The 23,500-nt window shown below is 44.0% G+C and carries 18 protein-coding genes; 12 read left to right on the top strand and 6 right to left on the bottom strand.

The window, feature by feature from the left end; all coding sequences use genetic code 11:
* Window positions 1-100: 100 nt before the first annotated feature.
* From ACT7WV_RS10545 to ACT7WV_RS10530, 4 genes are all read left to right on the top strand, one after another.
* Window positions 101-943 carry an alpha/beta fold hydrolase gene (locus ACT7WV_RS10545; RefSeq protein WP_463424243.1) on the top strand — a complete coding sequence of 281 codons (843 nt, stop codon included), beginning with the start codon at window positions 101-103 and terminating at the stop codon, window positions 941-943.
* A 469-nt stretch (window positions 944-1,412) separates the two neighbouring features.
* Window positions 1,413-1,610: a hypothetical protein gene (locus ACT7WV_RS10540; RefSeq protein ID WP_445102861.1), complete on the top strand. Its 198-nt coding sequence runs from the start codon at window positions 1,413-1,415 to the stop codon at window positions 1,608-1,610.
* Between the two features lie 452 nt (window positions 1,611-2,062).
* Window positions 2,063-3,244: a nitric oxide synthase oxygenase gene (locus tag ACT7WV_RS10535; RefSeq protein ID WP_445102860.1), complete on the top strand. Its 1,182-nt coding sequence runs from the start codon at window positions 2,063-2,065 to the stop codon at window positions 3,242-3,244.
* Window positions 3,245-3,357: 113 nt separating this feature from the next.
* Entirely contained in the window at window positions 3,358-4,905 is a 1,548-nt protein-coding gene (locus tag ACT7WV_RS10530) for a NarK family nitrate/nitrite MFS transporter (protein ID WP_445102859.1), read from the top strand.
* Between the two features lie 177 nt (window positions 4,906-5,082).
* Here ACT7WV_RS10530 and ACT7WV_RS10525 read toward each other — a convergent pair whose 3' ends face one another.
* The 3 genes from ACT7WV_RS10525 to hypD all read right to left on the bottom strand — a co-directional run bounded on the left by ACT7WV_RS10525 (window position 5,083) and on the right by hypD (window position 11,024).
* Entirely contained in the window at window positions 5,083-8,616 is a 3,534-nt protein-coding gene (locus tag ACT7WV_RS10525; RefSeq protein ID WP_445102858.1) for a response regulator, read from the bottom strand.
* Window positions 8,603-9,655, bottom strand: a complete 1,053-nt coding sequence (locus ACT7WV_RS10520) for a BMP family protein (protein WP_445102857.1) — start codon at window positions 9,653-9,655, stop codon at window positions 8,603-8,605. Before ACT7WV_RS10520 ends, ACT7WV_RS10525 begins: the two co-directional genes overlap by 14 nt.
* Window positions 9,656-9,884: 229 nt before the next feature.
* Complete coding sequence (gene hypD, locus ACT7WV_RS10515) at window positions 9,885-11,024, bottom strand: hydrogenase formation protein HypD (protein WP_445102856.1); 1,140 nt, start codon at window positions 11,022-11,024, stop codon at window positions 9,885-9,887.
* Between the two features lie 231 nt (window positions 11,025-11,255).
* Between hypD and ACT7WV_RS10510 the strand changes: the two genes are divergently transcribed.
* Window positions 11,256-11,675 carry a heavy metal-responsive transcriptional regulator gene (locus tag ACT7WV_RS10510; protein ID WP_445102855.1) on the top strand — a complete coding sequence of 140 codons (420 nt, stop codon included), beginning with the start codon at window positions 11,256-11,258 and terminating at the stop codon, window positions 11,673-11,675.
* A gap of 119 nt (window positions 11,676-11,794) precedes the next feature.
* On the opposite strand, the gene chrA is transcribed toward ACT7WV_RS10510, so the two are convergent.
* Window positions 11,795-13,036 carry a chromate efflux transporter gene (gene chrA, locus ACT7WV_RS10505; protein ID WP_445102854.1) on the bottom strand — a complete coding sequence of 414 codons (1,242 nt, stop codon included), beginning with the start codon at window positions 13,034-13,036 and terminating at the stop codon, window positions 11,795-11,797.
* 337 nt (window positions 13,037-13,373) lie between these two features.
* On the opposite strand from chrA, the gene rpsD reads away from it, so the two are divergent.
* Complete coding sequence (rpsD, locus tag ACT7WV_RS10500) at window positions 13,374-13,982, top strand: 30S ribosomal protein S4 (RefSeq protein ID WP_445102853.1); 609 nt, start codon at window positions 13,374-13,376, stop codon at window positions 13,980-13,982.
* Between the two features lie 77 nt (window positions 13,983-14,059).
* Here rpsD and moaA read toward each other — a convergent pair whose 3' ends face one another.
* Complete coding sequence (gene moaA / locus ACT7WV_RS10495) at window positions 14,060-15,046, bottom strand: GTP 3',8-cyclase MoaA (RefSeq protein ID WP_445102852.1); 987 nt, start codon at window positions 15,044-15,046, stop codon at window positions 14,060-14,062.
* A gap of 195 nt (window positions 15,047-15,241) precedes the next feature.
* Here moaA and ACT7WV_RS10490 point away from each other — a divergent pair, with 195 nt between their 5' ends.
* From ACT7WV_RS10490 to guaA, 3 genes are all read left to right on the top strand, one after another.
* Entirely contained in the window at window positions 15,242-16,150 is a 909-nt protein-coding gene (locus tag ACT7WV_RS10490) for an alpha/beta hydrolase (protein WP_445102851.1), read from the top strand.
* A gap of 90 nt (window positions 16,151-16,240) precedes the next feature.
* Complete coding sequence (gene cbiD / locus ACT7WV_RS10485; RefSeq protein WP_445102850.1) at window positions 16,241-17,362, top strand: cobalt-precorrin-5B (C(1))-methyltransferase CbiD; 1,122 nt, start codon at window positions 16,241-16,243, stop codon at window positions 17,360-17,362.
* A gap of 148 nt (window positions 17,363-17,510) precedes the next feature.
* Complete coding sequence (guaA, locus tag ACT7WV_RS10480; protein WP_445102849.1) at window positions 17,511-19,139, top strand: glutamine-hydrolyzing GMP synthase; 1,629 nt, start codon at window positions 17,511-17,513, stop codon at window positions 19,137-19,139.
* 153 nt (window positions 19,140-19,292) lie between these two features.
* Here guaA and ACT7WV_RS10475 read toward each other — a convergent pair whose 3' ends face one another.
* The gene (locus ACT7WV_RS10475; protein ID WP_445102848.1) at window positions 19,293-19,640 is read right to left on the bottom strand and encodes a PilZ domain-containing protein; all 348 of its coding nucleotides are present in this window, start codon (window positions 19,638-19,640) and stop codon (window positions 19,293-19,295) included.
* A 591-nt stretch (window positions 19,641-20,231) separates the two neighbouring features.
* Here ACT7WV_RS10475 and hemJ point away from each other — a divergent pair.
* The 3 genes from hemJ to ACT7WV_RS10460 all read left to right on the top strand — a co-directional run bounded on the left by hemJ (window position 20,232) and on the right by ACT7WV_RS10460 (window position 23,329).
* Window positions 20,232-20,846: a protoporphyrinogen oxidase HemJ gene (gene hemJ / locus ACT7WV_RS10470; protein ID WP_463424242.1), complete on the top strand. Its 615-nt coding sequence runs from the start codon at window positions 20,232-20,234 to the stop codon at window positions 20,844-20,846.
* Window positions 20,847-21,132: 286 nt separating this feature from the next.
* On the top strand, window positions 21,133-22,824 hold the full coding sequence (locus ACT7WV_RS10465) for a CTP synthase (RefSeq protein ID WP_445102846.1): 1,692 nt from the start codon (window positions 21,133-21,135) through the stop codon (window positions 22,822-22,824).
* Window positions 22,825-22,900: 76 nt separating this feature from the next.
* Complete coding sequence (locus ACT7WV_RS10460; RefSeq protein WP_445102845.1) at window positions 22,901-23,329, top strand: hypothetical protein; 429 nt, start codon at window positions 22,901-22,903, stop codon at window positions 23,327-23,329.
* The last annotated feature ends 171 nt before the right edge of the window (window positions 23,330-23,500 follow it).

Below are 23,500 nucleotides of genomic sequence, written 5' to 3'. Positions count from 1 at the left end.
CTTGATACATGGCACTTTCGCTATCATTATCCCCTTTCTTTAAGTAAAGACTAGTTCGGGGTAACATTTCTTGCAGATGGTTTTTAGTTAATTTGCCATGATGCCTCTACGTCAAACCTTATTTGTGTCTAATATTCAACTTTCTTACCTAGAGTGGCATCAAGCTCAAGAACCACTACTTTTGCTACATGGTTTGGCTGATCATGCCCTGGTTTGGTCTAGTTTTGCAGATTACCTGGCAAGTGAATACCACATAGTTGCACCAGATATGCGGGGTCATGGAGAAAGTGATAAACCAGAAAAAAATTATACTTTTAAGGATACGATCGCTGATCTAGAAGCATTGATGGATCACTTGGGTTGGTCGTCTGCTCATTTAGTCGGTCATTCTTGGACAGGTAAACTAGCTACCATTTGGGCAAGGCAAAATCCCCAGCGGTTGCGGAGTCTGACTCTAGTTGATCCAATTTTCGTCTGGAAAATGCCTAGTTTATTAAGGGTTACTTTTCCTTTGTTGTATGGTGTTTTGCCTTTTCTTAAAGGTATGGGGCCGTTTGTTAGTTATCAACAAGCCGAGGAGCAAGCACGTCAGTTAAATCAATATCAAGGATGGAGTACTTTGCAACAGCAAGTCTTCCAAGCAAGTATTGAACAAAAAGCCGATGGTAATTGGGGAAGCAAGTTTGTTGTAGCGGCCCGCAATCAGATTTTTGAAGATGTGATGCGGATACCGGGCTTGACAACTCCCCTTGAGATTCCCACCCTTTTGGTGCAACCAGAAAAAGGCGTCAACCGCAAAGACTGGCAACTTAAACCCTATAAAAACTATCTAAAAAACTTACGTATTTGCCAAGTTCCCGGCAATCACTGGCCATTTTTGGTGCAGCCTGAAGTGTTCAACCAGACTGTGGCAGCTTTTTTAGAAGAACAAAGAGCACTGTAGTAGTATTTTACTGGAGTGAGAAGCATTAGCAAGATGAGGGGACAAGTAGAGAGCCTCTTTTGAAGAACTTTGTTCGTGGCTCATTAAAAATTGCTGTAACTCAATAACTTATCAAGACACCTCTAAGGAAGGATGACAAATCTTGAGATTTACCGATATGCGGGAAAAGCGATCGCATATAAAAATCAATCTTAGTTGAATTTTTGATGAATTTCTGAAATTATCTATATAAAAATTCAGTAAAGTTTGACTATTTACCTAGACAGGTATTAGTAAAGTATGTAAAGGTTTTAGTAAGAGAAAAATCTTATCAGGGTTGCTCATCAAATAGTCTGGAACACCTCAAAAAAAGCACAGTTTAATCCTTTTAGCTAACTAGTTAAAGAAGATAAATAACTGAAAGCTTGCCAGATGGCAATTTGAGGCTCTGAATTTCCCAGAAAGTATTTTCTTTAATCAGGAGAATTAAATGGTAGACCATTACGCGCGACTAAGTGAGCGTACAATTTCACTTCGCCAGGCTCTAGTCGTCCACTCGGTTTACACACAACTGAGCAATCTACGTCTGCAAATTTTCAGGGCATCTGATATTTTTCCAGCGTGGGATTTGAGGAGTTTAAGGAAAACTATCCGAGAGTGTCTCAAGAGTACGCCCATGTTTGGCTAAACCCTCCAGAAATTTTGATCTATTAGTTACGTCACAAATGTTCAGCCGCAAAAAAGGACAACCTTCTCCTTAGTAATCCCATCATTATCACTCTGGCAAAAATCTATCGAAACCCGAAGAAGAACCCACTTTTATCCGCGTGAATCTGTGGTTCTGAATTATTCAATTTTTGCTAAAAATCTATTAACTGAGGTTTTGGGCTTCCTTAACGGCTCGATAAACATGCAGACACCTAGGCATTTTGCCTCTTCGAGAACAATCAATAGTTTGGCAACCTGCCCTATTAGTCAGTGTGCATTATACAAGAGGGGCTGGCTGGATTAGCCAACCTAAAATCTTAACCACCTAATTACAAAAGGTGCAAGCTTTCAGTCTTAACAGAGAGTTGCTAATTGCCGTGGAAAATTTCTTCCACAGCAGGAAATAAATACAGCTACATTCCCCAAAAAATCATGAATTGGTGCAGCCACAGAAAAAACCAGATCGCGCTCTGGGAAAAAATTGAACAACAAGAATTAGTCTCCCCAACTTTGCTGGAAGCAGAGGATTACCTCCAGCTACTCCACCGAGAAAAACAGCTTTCAGAAAGTCAGTTGTGGGCAAGACTAGGTCAAATTAAGCAGGAGTTACGGCACACTGGCACCTACTTACAGACTCCTGAAGAGTTGACCCACGGTGCCAAAGTTGCATGGCGCAATAGTGTCAGGTGTATTGGGCGCATTTATTGGCAGGGACTAACCGTGCAAGATTTACGTCATCTATCCACTGCTGAAGAAATTTTTGCCGCCATAGTCGAACATATCCAATTTGCTACCAACGGCGGCAGCATCCGACCAACAATCAGCATTTTTGCCCCTGATCAGCCGGGCCAACCAGGCATCCGTATCTGGAATCCATTACTAATCCGCTATGCAGGATACCGACAAACTGATGGCTCAGTACTAGGTGATCCAGCTCAGGTAGAACTAACAGAAATTATCAAACGCCTAGGCTGGTCAGGTGGAGCAGGAACTCCCTTCGATATACTGCCCTTAATTATTCAGATGCCAGGTCAAAGACCACGGCTGTTTGAGCTACCACCAGAGATCGTCATGGAGGTGCCAATTAGTCATCCCCAATACCCCTGGTTTGCCGATTTAGGTCTGAAATGGCACGTTCTTCCAGCAGTTTCTGACAAGCGCCTCGAAATCGGAGGGATTTCCTACTCGGCAGCGCCGTTCAATGGCTGGTACATGAGTGCGGAGATTGGATGCCGTAACTTTGGAGATACCAATCGATACAACATGCTGCCAATTATTGCTGAAAAACTGGGTCTAAAAACCACCTCCAAAATTTCTCTCTGGAAAGACCGAGCCTTGGTAGAACTAAATATTGCCATTTTGCACTCTTTTGCCCAACAAGGTATCTCAATTGTTGACCATCACACAGCCTCTCACCAATTCATACGTCACACCGAGCGAGAGGAGGAGTCTGGTAGAACGGTTCCAGCCGATTGGGGTTGGACTGTGCCACCAATCTCGGCCTCAACCACCGAGGTTTTTCACCGTGAGTACCAAAATGTTTGCCTCAAACCGAACTTTTTTGACCAGCCAGCTATTGGCAGCAAGACATCTGGTGGTTGCCCTTTTCACTAAGCTACCAATTTACAAAACAGTGAATTGGCATAGCACTCCAGCAGTGGGTCAAATACTTTAAAAAACCCACAGAAAAAATATTCCGTCTACCAAAAATATAGGGAAGTTTAGCAATGCTTAAAGGACTGGCCTCCTTTAGTGGAAGATACCGTATCTTGCACATGACTTGGTTTGCCTTTTTTCTGACATTTATCGTTTGGTTTAGCTTTGCACCTTTTGCAACAACGATTCAGAAAGACCTAGGATTAACCGCCGAACAGCTCAAAACTTTAGCAATTTGCAACCTGGCTTTAACCGTTCCAGCTCGCATTGTTATTGGCATGATTCTGGATCGTTTTGGGCCTCGAATTACCTTTTCTGGTCTACTCATTTTTGCAGCTATTCCCTGCATTACTACCGCCATTTCTCAGAACTTTGACCAACTACTGTGGAATAGTCTATTTAACGGTATTGTTGGTGCTGGCTTTGTGGTGGGTGTCCGCATGGTGGCCGAGTGGTTCCCCCCTAAAGAAATCGGGATTGCCCAAGGCATCTACGGTGGCTGGGGCAATTTTGGCGCAGCTGCGGCTGGATTTTTGTTGCCCCCTATCGCGGTAGCTACCTCTATTTATTCCTCCGGTTTAACAAATTGGCGTGTTGCCATCCTAACTACAGGCTTAATTTCGGCTATTTACGGCGTTATCTACTTCTTCAATGTTCAAGACACTCCCCCTGGCAAGGCATTTCAGCGTCCTCGACGCAGTGGTGGTCTTGAGGTGACGAGTACCAAAAGCTTTTTTGCTGTTAGTTTGCTAGACCTCGGCTTAATTCTTTCTCTCGGTTTATTAACTTGGCCATTAGCTGGAGAAAAAATCCGTTTTTTGAATGGGCAACAGGTGTTGTTAATTTGGGTATTTCTAGGTGCTTTATATTTGTTTCAGTTCTACAAATCCTGGCAGGTGAATCAAGAACTGGTTGGCTCAATCAATCCGTTTGCTCATAATTTTCTTAAAGGTGCCAAGCGCTACCCACCATCTGCGCGTTACGAAGTTCGTCAAATTGCCTTACTCAGTTTTACCTATGCCGTTAACTTTGGCTCTCAACTAGCAATTTTATCAATCTTGCCTCGCTTTTTTGAACAAACTTTTAGTCTCAGTACTGTTGTTGCTGGGATAATTGCAGCCAGTTATCCTTTTTTTAATCTGATTTCACGTCCTAGTGGTGGTTTAATTTCCGATAAACTGGGTAGTCGCAAGTGGACAATGACTTGTTTAACAGTAGGCATTGGTATTGGTTACTTACTAATGGGGAATATTAATAGTAACTGGTCACTATTAGTTGCGATTGCTGTTACTATGTTCTGCTCTTATTTCGTCCAAGCAGGGTGTGGAGCTACCTTCGCTATGGTGCCACTAATTAAAAGAGAAATAACTGGACAAATATCTGGTTGTGTGGGTGCCTACGGCAATGTGGGTGGAGTTGTTTATCTCACCATCTATAGACTTACTGATATCCAGACTTTGTACGCCAGCATGGGGATAACTGCCCTGATTTGCGCTAGTCTGTGTGGGTTCTTCCTTAAAGAACCTCAAGCTTCTTTTGGTGAAATAGTAGTAGAGAAAGTCAACTCTCAAGTGCCAGAGAAAGAAGAATTGCCAGAGAAGAAGCTGACTTCAATTTAACTTTTTCTAGCAATTTATCAAGCACATCATTTAATTCTTTTGTGCATTGTAAATTTTTTGGGAGGATTAGTAATTCTAGGTAATTATTTTTCCTCCTTTTACTTATTACTTATTACTTATTACTTATTCTTATTACTTCAATCCAGACTATCTATAGATTTTTTGAAATTATTATTACTAAGGAGACGTACCAGGATATAGCTGCCGATAAGAACGCTCGAAATAGATTTGAGCAACTGTATCAGACGGATTAAGGCGCAAGCATTCTTCAAATTTTTGCACGGCTTCCCTAAAAGCCTGCTGATGGTAGAGCAACAAACCCTCTTCAAAGATACTTTTTGTCGCCAATTTACTCGCTTTAAGCAAAGGAGCATCTCCATCAAAAATTTCAAAAACAGCTACCGCCTTCGATTTCCCTTTTACTTTAACCTGGTCAATAAAGCGGAAGCTATACTCCTCAGGAGTTTGCAAACGAGCTAATGTCAGATGAGAGATTAATAGCGATACTCCATACTGTTTAGTCAGTCTTTCTAGGCGGGAAGCTAAATTAACCGCATCACTAATCACGGTACTATCCATGCGATTTTTGCCTCCCACTGTACCCAGCATCAAGCAACCTGTATTAATACCAATCCCTACCTGAATCGGTGGATAACCGCAGTTAGCACGATTTTGATTATAGTGTCTGAGCCGATTTAGCATAGTAATAGCTGCCTTGACAGCATCGTCGGCTACGCCACCAAAGAGCGCCATAATTCCATCGCCCATGTATTTGTCAATAAAGCCCCGATTGTCAATAATTGCTGGTTCCATGCGCGACAGATAGGCATTGATAAAGCGGAAATTGTCCTCCGGGGTCATACTTTCCGACAGGGTAGTAAAGTTGCGAATATCGGAAAAAAGAATCGACATTTCTTCTTTCTGAACATTGTCGCCCAATTGAACATCAACAATGCTTTCTTTGTTCAACAACTGCAGAAACTGACGCGGGACAAAACGACTACAAGCAAGGTGAATATTAGAGAGTCTTAGATGAGTTTTTAGCCTAGCTAGTAACTCATTTTTCGAGATGGGTTTAGTCAGATAATCATTAGCACCAACACTCAATCCTGCCACGAGATCATTAACTTGATTTTTTGCAGTTAACATGACTACTGGCAATTCGTTGGCAGCAAATTCTTCCCGTAGTTTTTGGCAGACTTCATAACCGGTCATTCGAGGCATCATTACGTCAAGTAAGATGAGGTCAGGCTTGAAACCTTGCTCAATTACTGCTAGCGCCTCTATGCCATTGTTAGCTTGGGTAATGGCATAATCTTCTAACAGAAGATGATTTACCAGCACTTGAAGATTCACTGGCTCATCATCGACAATCAGGATTTTGAATTGATTCGTTGGTGGTATGGGACAGATTAACTGTTGAAACTTTGAGGATGGTTCAGCTACGGCTGTATGCAAATTCTGGGTGTAGCTGTTTCCGTGGACGTAGTCTGGCATGGTGGCTAAAGGGGAAGCCTCACTATCATCAAAGTCAGATTTTTGGGAAATAGCCGTTGCCAAACTTCTAACTCTTGAATCTTGGGGATCTGTACTTATTACTGAATACTGTCCCTCAAAAATAGGCAGCGTAAACGTAAATCTTGAACCCTTATCTAAGGCGGAGACAACAAAAATTTCTCCTCCGTGCAACTCTACTAATTGTTTAGTTACTGCTAAGCCTAAGCCAGTGCCTCCGTAGGCGCGTGCCATCGAACCATCAGCTTGTTCAAAGGATTCAAAGATACGACCTATCTTATCTTCCGCGATACCGATGCCAGTGTCGGAGATCGTAATTACTAATTGTTTTTTATTATTAGTGCTTTTGCCTAACAAGCTTGAGGTTTCGTAGAAATCGTAGAAGCTAGGCTTTTGTTGGTCAAAGTCTGGGACTCCTAGAAAACTTGCGGGTGTAAAGGCAATATCCTTGGGTTGAGTTTCGCCAAAGTCTCCCTTCATAGTCATACCTGGCTCTAAGGTATGATTTATCTGTGCAATGACTTCACTTGTGGCAATTTGCCGATGAGAACTCTCAATTCCTAGTTCTTGCTCAGGAATACTGACTAATTTTGCTGAAATTTCTATCGTACCGCTATCGGTGAATTTAATGGCATTACCGACTAGGTTATGCAAAATTTGTTGCAAGCGATTTTCATCAGCTTTGGCTGGAGGTAGATCAGGGGGAATTGAGTTAACTAAATGTACATCTTTTTGACCCACCAGAGCTTGGCTGAGGGTGAGAACGACATCAGCAATTTCTCGCATACCCACTGGCTTGAGTTGCAGTCGTAGGTTATTGTGTTTCAGCTTAGAAAAATCGAGGATATCATTAACCAACGTGGCTAGTCGATGTCCACTTTGGGCAATCATCAACAAATTCTTGCGTTGCGATTCAGAAACTGGCCCAGCAGCTCCGTCAATCAACGATTCGGCAAGGCCAATCATGCCGTTGAGGGGTGTCCGCAGTTCGTGAGAGGTATTGGCTAAAAATTCATCTTTGAGCCTATCTAAGCGTTGTAATTCCTGGTTTTTGGCTTCTAGAGTAGAAAATGACTCTTGTAACTGCCGTCCCATATGGTTGAAGGAGTCAGCTAGAACCCCTAGTTCATTTTGTGAGCGAATGTTCACCTGAACATGCAGATTGCCTTTACTAATCTGGGCAGCAGCAGCTGCGAGACGACCTAATGGGGTGACAAACCGCCTCGAAAAAAAGAAACCCACCCCTGCGGTAGCTAGGGTGGTCAGAGAAAGCGCTCCAGCCATGGCTAAAATCATCTGGCGTACAGGAGCGTAAGCTTCGGTGGTAGGCAGTTCAACAACCACTTTCCAGGGAACACTACCCACAGAGGCATAGGCCCCCAAAACTTCTACTTTTCTCAACCCGTGGTAGGTACTCAACGGCTGGCTTTGAGTATCGATTTCTGTTGGTGCTAATTTTTCCAGGAAAGGACGCTTTGAGAGGTCTTCGAGCTTTGAATTGGTCGGGTTACTGCCTTTTTCGGCAATTAAGTGAAGGCGATTATCAATCACGTAAGCGTAACCAGTGTCTCCCACATTAGTATCAGAGACAATAACCCAGAGAAACTCTAAATTAATCCGCGCCAGCAAGACGCCATCAACTTCGTCGGCATTATTGCGCACTGGCACTGCCAATGTCACTATGGGTACTCCCCGCTCTTGGTCAATTTCCACATCACCAACATAATCTTCTTGACGGTTGAAGGTGTGGGAAAATATAGGGTCATTTGCTTGATATTCAGAGGAGATTTCCCCCAGGGGTGAAACTTCTGCAACAATTTGACCCTGGCGGTCTAAAAGAGCGACCATTTCATAGGCTTTATTGTGGCGCGTCAGACCCTCTAATAAATTCTGCTGCACTACTGAGGGTAAATCTGTCAAGCCTTGTACCCTAGCTAGGTAGTTGAGTTTCTTTTTCAAGTCCTCTAGGTAAACATCAATCTGTTGTGCCGCTGACTTGCTCCGTTGCTGCTGAAGCAACAGAGACTGCTTCAACTGAGAGCGGAAACTCAATTTTGTTAGCAGTCCACCAGTGAGGACAGAGGAGAATACAACCAAGAATACCAAACCATATCGCAATTGATTAGCAATCGTTAGCATTCCCCCACCTCTACCAACACTTCTAGCTTTGTTTTGAGGGGAATTACGGCGAGACATCAATTTTGCCAGCAAGGATATTTTTTTTGACGGTGTTTACCATATCTTCTTCTTTAGCGGTTAGTGCTCCGCGGAAAGGAGCTAAGGTTTGCGCTCCCTCAGATAACCCAAACCGATATTGTTTCCCTTCCCAGCGTCCTTGTCTTACCAACATAGCTCCTTCCAGCAAAACTACAGGTACTTTCTGTAGTGAGCTAGTTAGTATGGCGTTAGGAGCCATCTTATATAAATCCTGTACCCAACCGATCGCATGTACACCAGCTTCTGAGGCGACTTTAACTACAGCAGCATCACCAGCCCCGGCTATGCCTAACAATACATCCGCTCCTGCTGCTACCATTGCTGAGGCAATCTTCTCGGCTTTGTCGGGATTGGCAAAGCTATTAATCCACTTAACAGATACCTTAATCCTCGGATCTACTGCTTTGGCACCCCGCTCAAATAACTTCCCAGCTTCGACAATATCAGGTATGGGCATGCTACCAATCATTACCACTTTTCTAGTTTCGCTTTTCAAGCCTGCTACGACACCAGCAAGATAGCCTAACTCACCGGAACGAAACCCTAAAGCACCAAGATTCTTATTATTGCCGGCATAACGCCCCACAATAGCAAATTCCGTGCGAGGAAATTCTTTAGCAACTGTCTCTGCGGCCACATTAAATTCGCCCCCGTGACCAATAATGAAATTAAAGCCATGTTTGGCGTATCGGCGAAATGCTTGCTCAACCCCTCTAGGCGGCAAGTCTGCTAGGTTTTCTGTGTAAGCCACTTGCGCTCCCAGCTCCTTTTCAATCAGCTTAAGACCTTTGTAACCTGACTGACTCCAGGGGTCATCACCCCTAGAATTGGGTAGGAGGATTGCAACTTTAAAGCTACTGCTCTCTGGTACGGCTGGTGTCGTTGGAGTTTCACCGGGGGTGTAAATGACCGATAACCAGGCAAATACGAAAGAAGCTACGGGAGCAAGCAGCAGGGTGCGAAAGCGAACTTTTCTGAAAACTCGGTAAGTCAAACCACTGATAAATCTGATTAACATAGGTGCGATCAGCTAGCTCCTTACGGAACCGCCACGCTAACGCTAGTACCATAGGTAATCGCCTTTAATGGCTAATGTTTGCTCAAATGGGCGATCTACCTTGATCCTCTAACATAAAAATGTAAAAGACTTGATACAAGTACTGATCAAAGGTGATCTTATATAATCCGGAAACCCCTCCCTACGCAGAGAGGGGTCTAACCCCTCGTTAATTGAGCAATAGTCTCGATCACTCACCATGCCTTGGTACTGTCAACGCCACTTCTTGGTTAACATCTGACTGTTGTCGATAGCGATAATAAGCGGCGCAAGCTCCTTCTGAGGAAACCATGGGGGCTCCTAGGGGATACTCAGGAGTACAACGACTACCAAAGGCTGGGCATTCGTGGGGTTTCTTAATACCTTGTAAAACTAATCCACTCAGACATTCCGAAGCCTGTAATGGCAGTTGCTCGATGGCACCTAATTCAAAACGACGGGCAGCATCGAAGTCAGCATATTGCTCTCTTAGTCCTAGTCCACTTTGGGGAATCTCGCCGATCCCACGCCACCGACGCGGCACCACTTCAAAGATTTCGCGAATTAGCTGTTGAGCTATTTGATTACCTTGCTGCTGTACAGAACGAGTATATTGATTTTCTACTACGGCTCTCCCTTCCTCTAGCTGTTTGATGCACAGATAAACTCCTTGCAGAATGTCCACTGGCTCGAAGCCGGTGACTACAATCGGAATGTGATACTTCTGAGCAAGAGGCTGATACTCGTGATATCCCATCACCGTGCAAACATGACCAGCAGCGAGAAAGCCTTGAACACGGCAATTAGGTGAAGAAAGAATTGCCTCCATTGCTGGCGGCACCAGTACATGAGATACTAAAAGGGAGAAATTTCTCAAACCCAACTGATAAGCTTGGCTCACTGCCATCGCTGTTGCTGGTGTGGTGGTTTCAAATCCGACAGCAAAGAAAACTATCTGTTTTGTGGGATGGTTCTGAGCAATTTTTAGAGCATCTAGGGGAGAGTAAGTAATACGAATATCGCTACCAGTTGCCTTAACACTGAGCAAATCTTTTTTGGTTCCTGGTACTCGCAGCATATCCCCGAAGGAGCATAAAATAACTTCCGGGCGAGAGGCAAGGGCAATTGCTTGGTCAATTAATTCCACTGCCGTGACACAAACTGGACAACCAGGACCATGAATCAGAGTGACTTCTTTGGGCAAAAGCTCGTCGATTCCATATTTGACAATGGAATGAGTCTGTCCGCCGCAGATTTCCATGATTGTCCAGGGTTGACTAATTACAGAGGCGATCGCATTAGCATACTTTTGTGCTGCTACCCCATCCCGGTATTCATCTACAAATTTCATGGTTGAGAATTTATTATAGTTCCACCCCTATTGTGAGACTAGAGTACCCAAGGCTTCTGTAGAGTGCACATCAAACGTTACTTGCTGGGGGATTTCCGGCAGATCTCCGACTTCTTTGGGCAATCAGGGTTTCCTAAAAGAAGTCGGAGATCTGGATTATTTTTGCTGAATTTGCCTTCATTGACGCCGATACTAAAGATATTAACTAGATCAAATGTAAGGAAAAAAGCAATGCTTACTAGTGAGCCAAAACTCCTCTTGATCGGCAAACTAGAAGCCCTCAGTGGTGTTCCGATTAAGACTATTCGCTACTACGAAGAACTAGGCATAATCAAGTCTTCAGGACGTACAGAGGGAGGTTTTAGACTATTCTCACCTGATGTAGTGTCTCGCCTCAGCTTTATTAAGCGGTCGCAAAATCTCGGTTTCAGTCTCCAACAAATTGGAGAAATTCTCCGTATTCACGATCACGGGGAATTACCCTGTGACGAAGTTAGGCAAAAGATCCAAGCCAAAGTCTTAGATATTAATGCTCGGATTCAACAGTTAAAAGAACTCAAATCAGAACTGTTATCTCTAGTTTCCGAGAGAAAACCTTTATACCATCAAGAAGAAGGGCTGATTTGTCCAATTATTCAAAATTTTGAATAATTGACCTTCTAAAAAGACACTCGATTCATCGTCAGTGAAAAACGGGAGATGGTCAATGGAAAATTGAGCTGTAAATGCCAGAATCTGGTTGATAGCCTCTATTTTCAATTAACCATTTTCTATTTTCCAAAAGATTCCATACATAGCCCAATTAATGCTCCTGCTGGCACCAATTGCCAAGTAGGAGTCTTGTAGCGTAATAGAGCAATTAAAGCCAGAATCAGAATTAAAACTGCCACTGCCGAACGTAGTATATTTTCCTGTACCAAAGCTGTCTGTGCCAACGGTAATGCTGCTGCGGCAATTGCTCCGACAACAGCAGGGGTTACTCCTCTCAAGAAAGCCTGAATCCAGGGGTTTTGACGAACCCGCAACAGCAGTGGTGAAGCCACCATAATAAAAATAAAAGAGGGAGTAAAAATGCCAACGGCAGAAACTAATGCTCCCAGCACTCCGGCAACCTTGTAACCAACAAAAGCCGCCGTTAGCACTACAGGACCAGGACTTAACTGCCCAATTGCCACTCCATTGATAAATTCAGTGTGGGTAAGCCATTGAAGCTTATTAACCACTTCAAATTCTAACAAAGGGATAATCACCAGTCCCCCACCGAAGATAAAGCTGCCAACTTTGAGAAAAAATAGAGTCAAAGGTAAGAAAAATTCCCTAATGCGTTCCCATCCCCAGAAACTGGAAAGAGCAAGAGTTTCTGTCGGTATGTTGCCCAACAAAATAGCTAATCCCGGCAGTAGATAACTATTAACTTGCCTAGACGTGGATTGGCGATTTTGTGGCCCTCTAGGGCCAGAGAAATACATGCCAATCAATCCTGCAATCAGAAATTGCCCTAGGACACTTAACTGAGAGAGTAAGGTTACCAGAAAAACAGCGATCGCAATTAAAGCACTACTCCAGTGTTTAATTGTCTTTTTGCCCAACTTCCAACAAAAGCCCAAAATAATCGCGGTTACGACTGGAGAGATACCCAAAAACAGCGCTTCGATTTGAGGCAATCCCTGAAAACGAAAATATCCCCAAGAAAGAGCCACAACAATTAAAAAAGCTGGACTAATAAAACACAGTCCAGCTACTAAGGCTCCCCATTGTCCAGCCCTTAAGTAACCTGCATAAATCCCCATCTGGGTAGAAGCTGGACCCGGTAGCATTTCACAAACCGCCAAACCTTCGGTAAACTGCTCCTGAGTGAGCCAGTTACGTCGAATGACGGCTTCATCATTAATCATGGCAATATGGGCTTGCGGGCCACCAAAGCCAATTGTGCCTAATTTGAGAAAGATTTGAGCCACTTCTACCAATCGTTTTGGGAGACTAGGGTTTGACTCTTGCCGTGGTTGAGCCATTTGCTTTGCCTCGGTTACCAATAAGCTGCTGATTACACTACTCAACAGAAACAACGAGAATAGTACCAAAGTGTAAGTATTCAACCGGGAATAATCTTAGCTATTGCAGCCTGATCGGGCAAGACATTTACTAATTCTGGAGCAAGGTTCTAGCAATTGTTTTAGCTAGATTGGTGAGCTGCCGCGCCGGACTCTGCCAGAATGAGAATGAAGCCATTCTGTAAAATTGGTTTATAAGTTGCGGGTTCAGATTTTTACCCTGGGAATTACTTGCCCTCTAAGTGTAAAATAATAGTTTTGGGTAAAGATTTAGTTAGGACACTAAAGAGGAAGTTATATGTCGCGATATCGAGGCCCGCGTCTGCGGGTGGTGCGCCGTCTAGGTGATTTGCCTGGTTTGACTCGCAAGACGCCCCGCCGGGCATATCCACCAGGTCAACATGGGCAAGGTCGCCGGAAGCGTTCAGAATATGCTATCCGCCTAGAGGAAAAGCAAAAACTTCGCTACAACTACGGCGTTACAGAAAAGCAGTTGCTTCGCTACGTGCGTCAAGCTCGTCGGCGGACAAGTTCCACAGGTCAAGCCTTGCTGCAACTGCTGGAAATGCGACTGGATAACACGGTGTTCCGTCTGGGAATGGCAGGTACAGTCCCTGGTGCTCGTCAGTTGGTCAACCATGGTCATGTGACGGTCAATGGTAGAGTGGTCGATATTGCCAGCTATCAATGCCGACCAGGGGACGTAATTGGGGTTAGAGACCGCGCTCAGTCCAAGCGTCTGGTGACACAAAATCTCGACTTCCCAGGCTTGGCAAACCTTCCCAGTCATTTAGAGTTTGACAAAAATGCTCTCGTAGGCAAGGTTAATGGTGTCGTTGAGCGCGAGTGGGTGGCGCTGCAAATTAACGAACTGCTTGTGGTTGAGTACTACTCACGGAAAGCCTAGGTTAAGTTACTGGTTGAAGGTTAGAAGGTTGGAGGTGAAACTTTTAACTTCTAACTTTCAACTTTTTTCAGTTCTCACTAACCGCCAATCTGCGACATGGTGCGGGTATAAGTTCCCTGGGTTCCAGAGTCTCGCTGCTTGAAGTTAATTTCTGGTTTAATTAGCAGTAACTCTCTTACTTGTTCTCTTAAATCAGCAGTGTCAATACCGAGACGGATAGCTTTTTTTAAGTCGATTTGACCATTTTCATTGAGCAGACAGGGGCGTAGCCAGCCATCGGCAGAAAGGCGCATGCGATTGCAGCGATCGCAAAAACACTCTGACATCTGAGAAATAAAGCCCAAAGTGCCTAAAGCACCGGGAATTTGAAAGACATCAGCCGGTCCATTCCCCCGGACATTAGCGGCACTCAAACCCCAATGTTCGCGAATGCTTTGTCGCAATTCCTCTGAAGGCACCCAAGCACGTTCTCCAAAGAGTTCGGCATTCCCAATCGGCATAAACTCAATAAAGCGAACATGCCAGTGACGTTCAATAGTTAGGGCAGCTAAATCTAATACTTCGCCTTCATTGATCCCCGGAATTACTACCACATTTAGCTTGAGGGGGTCAAAACCAGCGTGGTAGGCGGCTTGAATGCCTTCCCAAGTCTGTTGCCAGCGTGAACGTCCCCGGCTACCAGTAATTTTGTCAAAAGTCTCTGGGTGAAGAGAATCAAGGCTAATATTGACACGCCGCAAGCCTGCATTATAGAGATTTTCTGCCATGCCTGCGAGTAAATAGGCATTTGTGGTCATGGCTAAGTCCTGAGTTTGGGGTAAAGAGGCAATATCTCTGACTAACTCCACAACACCAGGACGTAATAAGGGTTCCCCACCCGTGAGGCGAAACTTACTAAAACCTACAGGAATAAAGACCTCTTTAAGTAGCCTTAGCAGTTCCTCATTAGTTAATAATTCCTGCCGCAGGATATAATCAAGCTCAGCTCCTTCCGGCATACAGTACTGACAACGGAAGTTGCAGCGGTCAATGAGGCTAATTCGCAAATAATCTACTGTATTCATGCTTGTTTGAGCTATTGCTTATCGTTGATCGAGTGACGAGCAGGAGTCCTTGATTAAAGACTTATCTTAGATGAGCTGGTGAGAACTGCTCTGGTGTCTATTTTCATTTAATAAGAATTTTTAAGAAAATAAGGGGTAATAGCCCTGATTACCAAGAACTAAAAAAGTGTTACCTGATTACCAAGAACTAAAAAAGTGTTAAAGGATCACGAGGCACCGGATTTTATTCTCTATGCCCAACACGGATGGGCAGATAATGCGCAAGCGATCGCTCAACTGGCACAGGCAATAGCAACCCCAAAAACTAGAATTATTACTCCCGATCTCGGCTGGTGGAGAACCTGGCTGAGAATTGAACCTCTGATTGAGCAAGTAGAACAAACGGCAATAGAAGCATTTTCCCATCATCCCGAAACACCAGTGAGAATCATTGGTCATTCGATGGGGGGATTAATTTGGCTGGAAGTTCTCAGCCGTCACCCAGAATGGTGGCCACAAATAGAATCTTTAGTACTGATTGCCTCTCCTATTGGGGGTGCAGATATCGCACGAATCATCGATCCCTTAGGTATTGGCATTGGTATAGCCAGAGATTTAGGCATCAATCGCCGAGAGATGGCGCAATTGATTGCTCAAGCTATTCCTACCTTGGGGATCGCAGGCAATATTGATCAGGGCAGCGACGGCACAATCACTGTAGAAACAACCAAGTTCGATTACGGAAGTTCAATAATACTACCGAATTTACCTCACGCTACTCTCAAAAATCATCCGCAAGTAGTAGAAAGCATTCGTAATTTTTGGGCTAATCCAGTCATAATTCAACCTAAAGTAGCAGATTTTGCCAGTGTATTAATTCAACGTTTACGCTCATTACCAGGAATGACTGATGGTCATTGGCGCAATTTCTCCTCTTCTAAGAAGTATGTAACTCTCGAAAATGGCCTAACGATTCGTACTTGGAAGAACCCCTTACAAATCGAACATGTTTTTCTTGCTAATAGGGAAGGGCTGTGTCTCTATAGTGGCTTTGTTGGCTGGCTTCACGTTGCACAGTTACGCGATAACCTCGAAGGCATCAAAAGAGAATATGGGCAATCGTGACGGTAAATGGAAAATAGAAAATAGAAAATTGAGACTATAATCCAGTTCCTGGCGTGTACAGCTCAATTAACCATTTGCCATTTGCTACTTATGACTGTATCTTCTGCTCAGTCTGGATATACATTACCTGTATTCGCCTGTGCCACAGCCATGGCTGCACTGCATTGGTTGCGCCACCTACAACCACTGGATGCTGTATCAGTGGACTTAATTGAACCTTCAGAAACTGTAGAAATTCCCATCGAACAAGTGTCAGGGATTCGGGCAGGTATGGCGCTAGCAATTACTCGTAGCAACCCTGGTGATAACCTTGATTTGACCCGCGATACTCCAGTGTGGGCTGTAGTTGAATGGGTTCAATCGGGGCAAACAGAACAGGTAAAGTTAGTCGGTGGAGAAGGAATTGGGCGACAAATAAGTGCAGGTGGTAAGGCGGCAATTTATGCTTATGCTCAAAAACTGCTGCAAGCCAACCTGAAGCCTTATCTCACACCAGCAGAAAAAATTCAGGTGACAATTATCTTGCCAGAAGGACGCCAGCTAGCACAACGCACTTCCAATGCAGCTTTTGGGGTGGTGGAAGGACTTTCACTACTAGGCACTACAGGCATTTCTCAACCTCTAAGCGCTCCTGGTCAGTTAGAAGCTTACCGCGAAGAACTGCGATACAAAGCTAGCCGTTTTGAGTGTTTAGTGTTTTGTGTGGGAGAAAATGGCTTAGATTTAGCCCAAAAGCTAGGGATTAATCCAGAGCAATTGGTGAAAACTGCCAATTGGCTGGGACCGATGCTGGTAGAGGCTGGGTTGCAGAAAATTTCTGCAATTTTGCTGTTTGGCTATCATGGCAAACTGATTAAACTAGCAGGGGGAATTTTTCATACTCACCACCATCTAGCCGATGGTAGGCTGGAGATCTTAACAGCTCACTGCGCTAAGCTCGGTCTACCAACAGCGCTGTTACAAGAAGTTTTTCAGAGTCCGACGACTGAAGCCGCACTTCAATGTCTCCGGAAATGGGATGCTACCAGTGGTAAGGATTGGGTGAATCAAGTTTACGGTGCGATCGCGAGTACTATTGATACTCGTTGCCAAGATTATATCCAAAAACACTCTGAACAAGAGATCTGCGTTGGTTCAGTAATGTTTAATCGCGATCGCCAAATTTTCGCTACTAGCGCCACAGGTGTCACGTTTCTATCACAATTGTGCTAACTTTGTAGGAATCTCCGTAGCTTTAACCTACAGAAACCGCTGGGTTTCGACCAAACTTTCCCTGCAAGAGATTCTTGCTGCTCTCCTGAGCATGTTTGAGCAGCAAAATCTCTTGCACCTTTACACAATTGCTATAACGGACGCATCAGTGACACTACAGACAGAACAAGCATCTGACCAAGTAGAGACATTATCACCAACGTCTCTACAAGGGCAACTCAACCGTCAAATGATCATCATCTTAGACTTTGGCTCCCAATACTCCGAGCTAATTGCCCGTCGCATTCGCGAGACTCAAGTATACTCTGAAGTTATTTCTTACCGCACTACTGCCGAACAGCTACGGCAGCTTAGCCCTAAAGGAATTATTCTTTCAGGAGGTCCCAATTCTGTCTACGACAAGGGGGCACCCTTGTGCGACCCGGAAATTTGGAATCTAGGTATACCAGTACTAGGGGTCTGCTATGGTATGCAGTTGATGGTGCAACAACTTGGTGGGCAAGTAACACGTGCCGCAAGAGCCGAGTACGGTAAAGCATCACTACTAATTGACGATCCTACTGACTTGCTGACCAATGTTGAAGAAGGGTCAGTCATGTGGATGAGCCACGGGGACTCTTGTCAAGCTTTGCCAGAAGGGTTTGAAATTCTAGCGCATACGGAGAATACTCCCTGTGCTGCAGTTGCTCACCATGAAAACAAGCTTTATGGTGTACAGTTCCATCCTGAGGTAGTACATTCTGAGGGTGGTCTTGCTCTGATCCGTAACTTTGTTTACCACATCTGTGAATGTGAACCCACTTGGACAACAGCAGCCTTTGTTGAAGAAGCGATTAGAGAAATTCGTGCCAAAGTCGGAGACAAGCGGGTGCTGCTGGCTCTCTCCGGTGGTGTTGATTCTTCCACTCTCGCTTTCTTGCTCCACAAGGCAATTGGGGATCAGGTCACTTGCATGTTCATTGACCAAGGTTTCATGCGTAAAGGTGAACCAGAGCGCTTGCTGAAGTTATTTCAGGAGCGATTTCACATTCCTGTAGAATATGTCAATGCTTGTGAGCGTTTTCTTACCCAGATTGATGGTATTTCAGACCCAGAAGAAAAACGTCGCCGCATTGGTCATGAATTCATTAACGTTTTTGAAGAAGAGTCGAGACGCCTCGGTCCTTTCGATTATTTGGCTCAGGGTACTCTCTATCCCGATGTGATTGAATCAGCCGATACTAACGTTGATCCCCAAACCGGTGAGCGCGTAGCGGTGAAAATTAAGAGCCATCATAATGTTGGCGGTTTACCTAAGGACTTACGCTTTAAACTGGTTGAACCTTTGCGCAAACTCTTTAAAGACGAAGTTCGTAAAGTAGGACGTTCCATTGGTTTGCCAGAGGAAATCGTGCGACGGCATCCTTTTCCCGGCCCAGGGTTAGCAATTCGTATTGTTGGCGAAGTCACCAAAGAACGGCTGGATATTTTGCGTGAGGCTGATTTTATTGTCCGCCAAGAAATTAATCAGCGGGGAATCTATCATGACTTTTGGCAAGCGTTTGCCGTACTGTTGCCCGTGCGCAGTGTCGGAGTTATGGGTGACCAGCGCACCTACGCTTATCCCGTCGTCTTGCGCTTCGTTTCCAGTGAAGATGGTATGACTGCTGATTGGTCACGAGCGCCTTACGACCTACTCGAAACTATCTCCAACCGGATTGTTAATGAGGTAGAAGACGTTAATCGGGTAGTTTACGATATCACCTCTAAGCCTCCTGGCACCATTGAGTGGGAGTAGGGGTTAACTTCAGATAACAGATTAACTTTAACGAAAAATCGCCTGCTCATGAGCAGGCGATTTTTTATACAGAGGATATGACTATCCTGACTGTAAAAACAGCTAATCTAGGTAAAAAAGATAGTATTTCTTGCTCAAAACTTCAGCTTTCGATTATTCAGAAAAGACATTTTCTGGAACATCTAGCAGGCGGTTGAGACAAGTTTCTGAGATATCTAAAAATTGCAACCCTATCTCATATTTAGCCTGCGACTTCTCGGTAGTTTCCTTAATCCAGGCAACTCTGACAGTCGGAGTGACCGTTTTACTGCCTGGGACAAAGAACTTTAATTGAAAAGATTCTCCAACTTTCAACGGTCTATCGGAGTAGATGCGAGCACCGCCTCGACTAATGTCAACTGCCCAATAGCGACCTCTAAATAATCCTTGAGTTTTGCAAAAAAGCGAGATTTGTTGACGCTCAAACCCTCTTTTTTCTGGGGAAACTTTGCTGTTATCCATGGCTTATTTTCAGGATAGGTAAAAATTTTTGTCTAGTGAAAACTATTTTTACACACTGGAGGTTTGCGATCAGGTATACGGGAGTATTGAAATATTGTTCTAAACCTCCAATTAACTCCATTTAATTCCACGTCTTTTATAAATATAAATTATAAAGGATTAATTTGCCAATATTTCAATTACTGTAAATACCACTATTTAATGTAAATCACCAATACAAGAAAGGAAAGATGTTTGCCAGATTTCGCAGTGTGAATGTCTTCACAAGAAAAACATATTTTAGTAATTTCATTAATGTTTTTTTGAAGATCTTTGCTCTTGAAGAAAAAAAACTGAGTTGTTTATAACCAGAGACAATCATCAAAAGTAACGATTAGAATCTATACCCAAGTCTTCTAGAGAATTTTATTTTAAAGAATTAAATTTTTCTTTATCCCTACATCCAAGCCTGAGAGGGTTAAAAGAGTCGATCAGACTGGCTGTGGTCAAATCTGAGTAGCTTGGTGCTGTCGAGTGGGAAAATTAAGATAACCTAGCACAAAGCAAACAAGGTGGGTAGTTCTACCCCAATCAAGTAGAGGAGATAAGATGATGGCTTATTTTTGGTTTAAAGCCTTTCACCTAATTGGCATCGTTGTTTGGTTCGCCGGGTTATTTTATCTGGGGCGTCTTTTTGTATATCATGCAGAAGCTTCAGAGCAGTCAGAACCCGCCCAAACAATTCTCAAAAGTCAGTATCAGATTATGGAGAAACGCCTCTATAATCTGATTACCACTCCCGGAATGGTAATCACGGTAGTGATGGCAGTTTGCCTATTGACTACTGAACCTGAAGTTCTCAAGGACAGTTGGTTACATATCAAGCTGGCTTTTGTTGCAGCTTTACTGATCTATCATTTTTACTGTGGTCGCATCATGAGACAGTTAGCCACAGAAAAATGTGCTTGGAGTGGTCAGCAGTTCCGGTTTTTCAATGAAGCGCCCACTGTTCTGCTATTAGCGATTGTTTTACTGGCGGTGTTTAAGAACAATCTGCCCACAGATGTTACTGCTTGGGGTATCTTAGGATTGATCGTCGCCATGGTAGCAACAATTCAGCTCTACGCCAAAAAACGCAAGCGCGACAAAGAAAAAATGCTCTCAGAAGCATCACCAGAACAACCTCAAACCCAGGATGAAGAGACGACTCGACAGTTACCAGTTTGAGAATCAGGGGTGGTTGCTCTTTGGGCAATCGCCCTAGGAAGTTTCTATTGATGTTCGGTTAAATTAGCATTACCAGCCCCTAAAGCAAGAGAACCCGGAAAAAAGGATTTTCTTTTTTCCTTAACTTTTGCTTAAAAATTGAGGGTGCCATCAGAGTTATTAGATTAGGCGATTACTGTTAGCAAAGCTGATCTGTAAAGACTACCACCGGCAACTAACCACTTCTGAAGAGTGTGGCACAATTAACGGGGTGTATCTAGAAAAAGTTTGTTTTTCAAAAAACTTTATGAGTAAGTTTATCTTTGTAACCGGTGGCGTTGTCTCTAGCATTGGTAAGGGAATTGTCGCCGCTAGTCTGGGGCGTCTCTTAAAATCGCGGGATTATTCTGTCTCGATCCTCAAGCTAGACCCGTATATTAACGTAGATCCAGGTACGATGAGTCCTTTCCAACATGGGGAAGTGTTTGTCACCGCAGATGGTGCCGAAACTGATTTAGATTTGGGACACTACGAACGCTTCACTGATACGTTGATGTCCCGCCTCAACAGCGTTACTACTGGCTCAATTTATCAGGCGGTGATTAACAAAGAGCGTCGCGGTGACTATATGGGGGGTACAGTACAAGTGATTCCCCATATTACTAATGAAATAAAGCAGCGCATCCACAGAGTTGCCAAAAACACCAATCCAGATGTGGTGATTATCGAAGTGGGTGGTACGGTTGGTGATATAGAATCTCTACCGTTCTTAGAGGCAATTCGCCAGCTGCGCAAGGATGTGGGGCGCAACAATGTTTTGTATATGCATGTGACGCTGATTCCCTGGATTGCCTCCGCTGGCGAGATGAAAACTAAGCCAACTCAGCACTCGGTTAAGGAACTGCGCTCAATCGGTATTCAGCCAGATATCTTGGTTTGTCGATGCGATCGCCCTTTACAGATAGGTATAAAAAACAAACTTTCAGAATTCTGCGATGTACCAGTAGAATCGGTGATCACTTCCCAAGATGCTAACAGTATCTACGAAGTACCCCTAATTTTAGAGCGAGAAGGACTCGCCCAGCAAGTCCTGGAGTTATTGCAAATGCAACAAAGAGAACCAGATTTAAGTCAGTGGAAAACTCTGGTTGAGCATCTGTATAGCCCAACTAAACAGATTGATATTGCTATTGTTGGTAAGTATACCCGCCTGGGCGACGCCTATCTCTCGGTAGTCGAGGCTTTGCGGCACGCCTCAATGCATGTAGAAGGTATTACTGGGGATAGTACAACCGGAATAGATATCAATCTGCGTTGGGTTAACTCTGAAGACTTAGAGACTTACGGAGCTGAACGCTTCCTTGATGGTGTGAGTGGTGTCATTGTACCAGGTGGTTTCGGCGTCCGGGGAATCGATGGCAAAATTGCCGCAGTTGAATATGCTCGTAAAAAACAGATTCCTTTTCTCGGCTTATGTCTGGGAATGCAGTGTTCTGTGATTGAATGGGCACAAAATGTTGCTATGCTCGAAGATGCCAATAGTGCAGAATTTGCTGTTGATGCGGCAAATGCGGTGATTAATCTGCTGCCAGAGCAACAAGATGTTGTAGATTTAGGTGGCACAATGCGCTTAGGTCTGTATCCTTGTCGTTTACAGATAGATACGCTAGCGTCTTCTCTATACCAGAAGGAAGTAATTTATGAGCGTCATCGGCACCGCTACGAATTTAACAATGCTTACCGCAATCTATTTTTGGACACGGGCTATGTGATTAGTGGCACTTCCCCTGATGGTCGTTTGGTGGAAATAATTGAATTGCCACAACACCCCTTTTTCATTGCCACTCAGTTCCATCCAGAGTTTAGTTCTCGACCAAATACTCCTCACCCTTTATTTAGGGGGTTTGTGCAAGCTGCTGCCATAAAATTCAACAGCAAAGAAGCAATTCTTCCTAACGGCACAGTCTCCAAAGAGCAATCTCCAGCAGAAGTATCCTAGCCGATGAGCATGCTTATATTTAGGCAACCATTAATGTTTGTCGTGCCAGAACTCACCTTGTAAATAGGGAGGTTTTGTGGCGTACTGGATAAAAGTTAGTTACGAGCGCAATGAGTATGTCGTTGATCTTGACAGCCTCAGTGCTTTCGCCTGCTCCCCCAATGGCAAAATAACGTTTTGGTTGCCGGATAGTTCTATCCCGGTTGTAGTTAACCAAAAGAGTGATCCAAAGGGCTATCAACAAGTTATCGAGTACATCAAAGACATACAAGATGTATCGCAGCGCTTACATGGAGAACCTTGGATCAAGGTTAACTACGAGCGTAATGACTACATCATTAACCTTAATTGCATTAGCAGTTTTTGTTACAATCCTAGCGGCAGACTAACATTTTGGTTACCTGATAGCTGTACTCCGATCATCATTAAACAGCACACAGACCTAGATACTTACCAAAAACTAATCGAGTACATCAAGCAAAAAACTGGATTTGTACTCTCTTAGTTTGCCGATTAAAAGTTATTCGAGCAGCGTTCCCTGAAGGGTTAAGTATTGCTGATTACTGAAAAACAATGAAGGGTTAAGTATTGCTGATTACTGAAAAACAATCCAGATCTCCGACTTTTTTGGTGAAACCCTGATTACTGCTGAATAAATTTGATTCAGAAGTCGGAG

This window comes from Symploca atlantica LB2515 (assembly GCF_052546295.1).
Note: the sequence above shows the minus strand (reverse complement) of the source record. Positions and strands in the feature narration are given on the sequence as shown.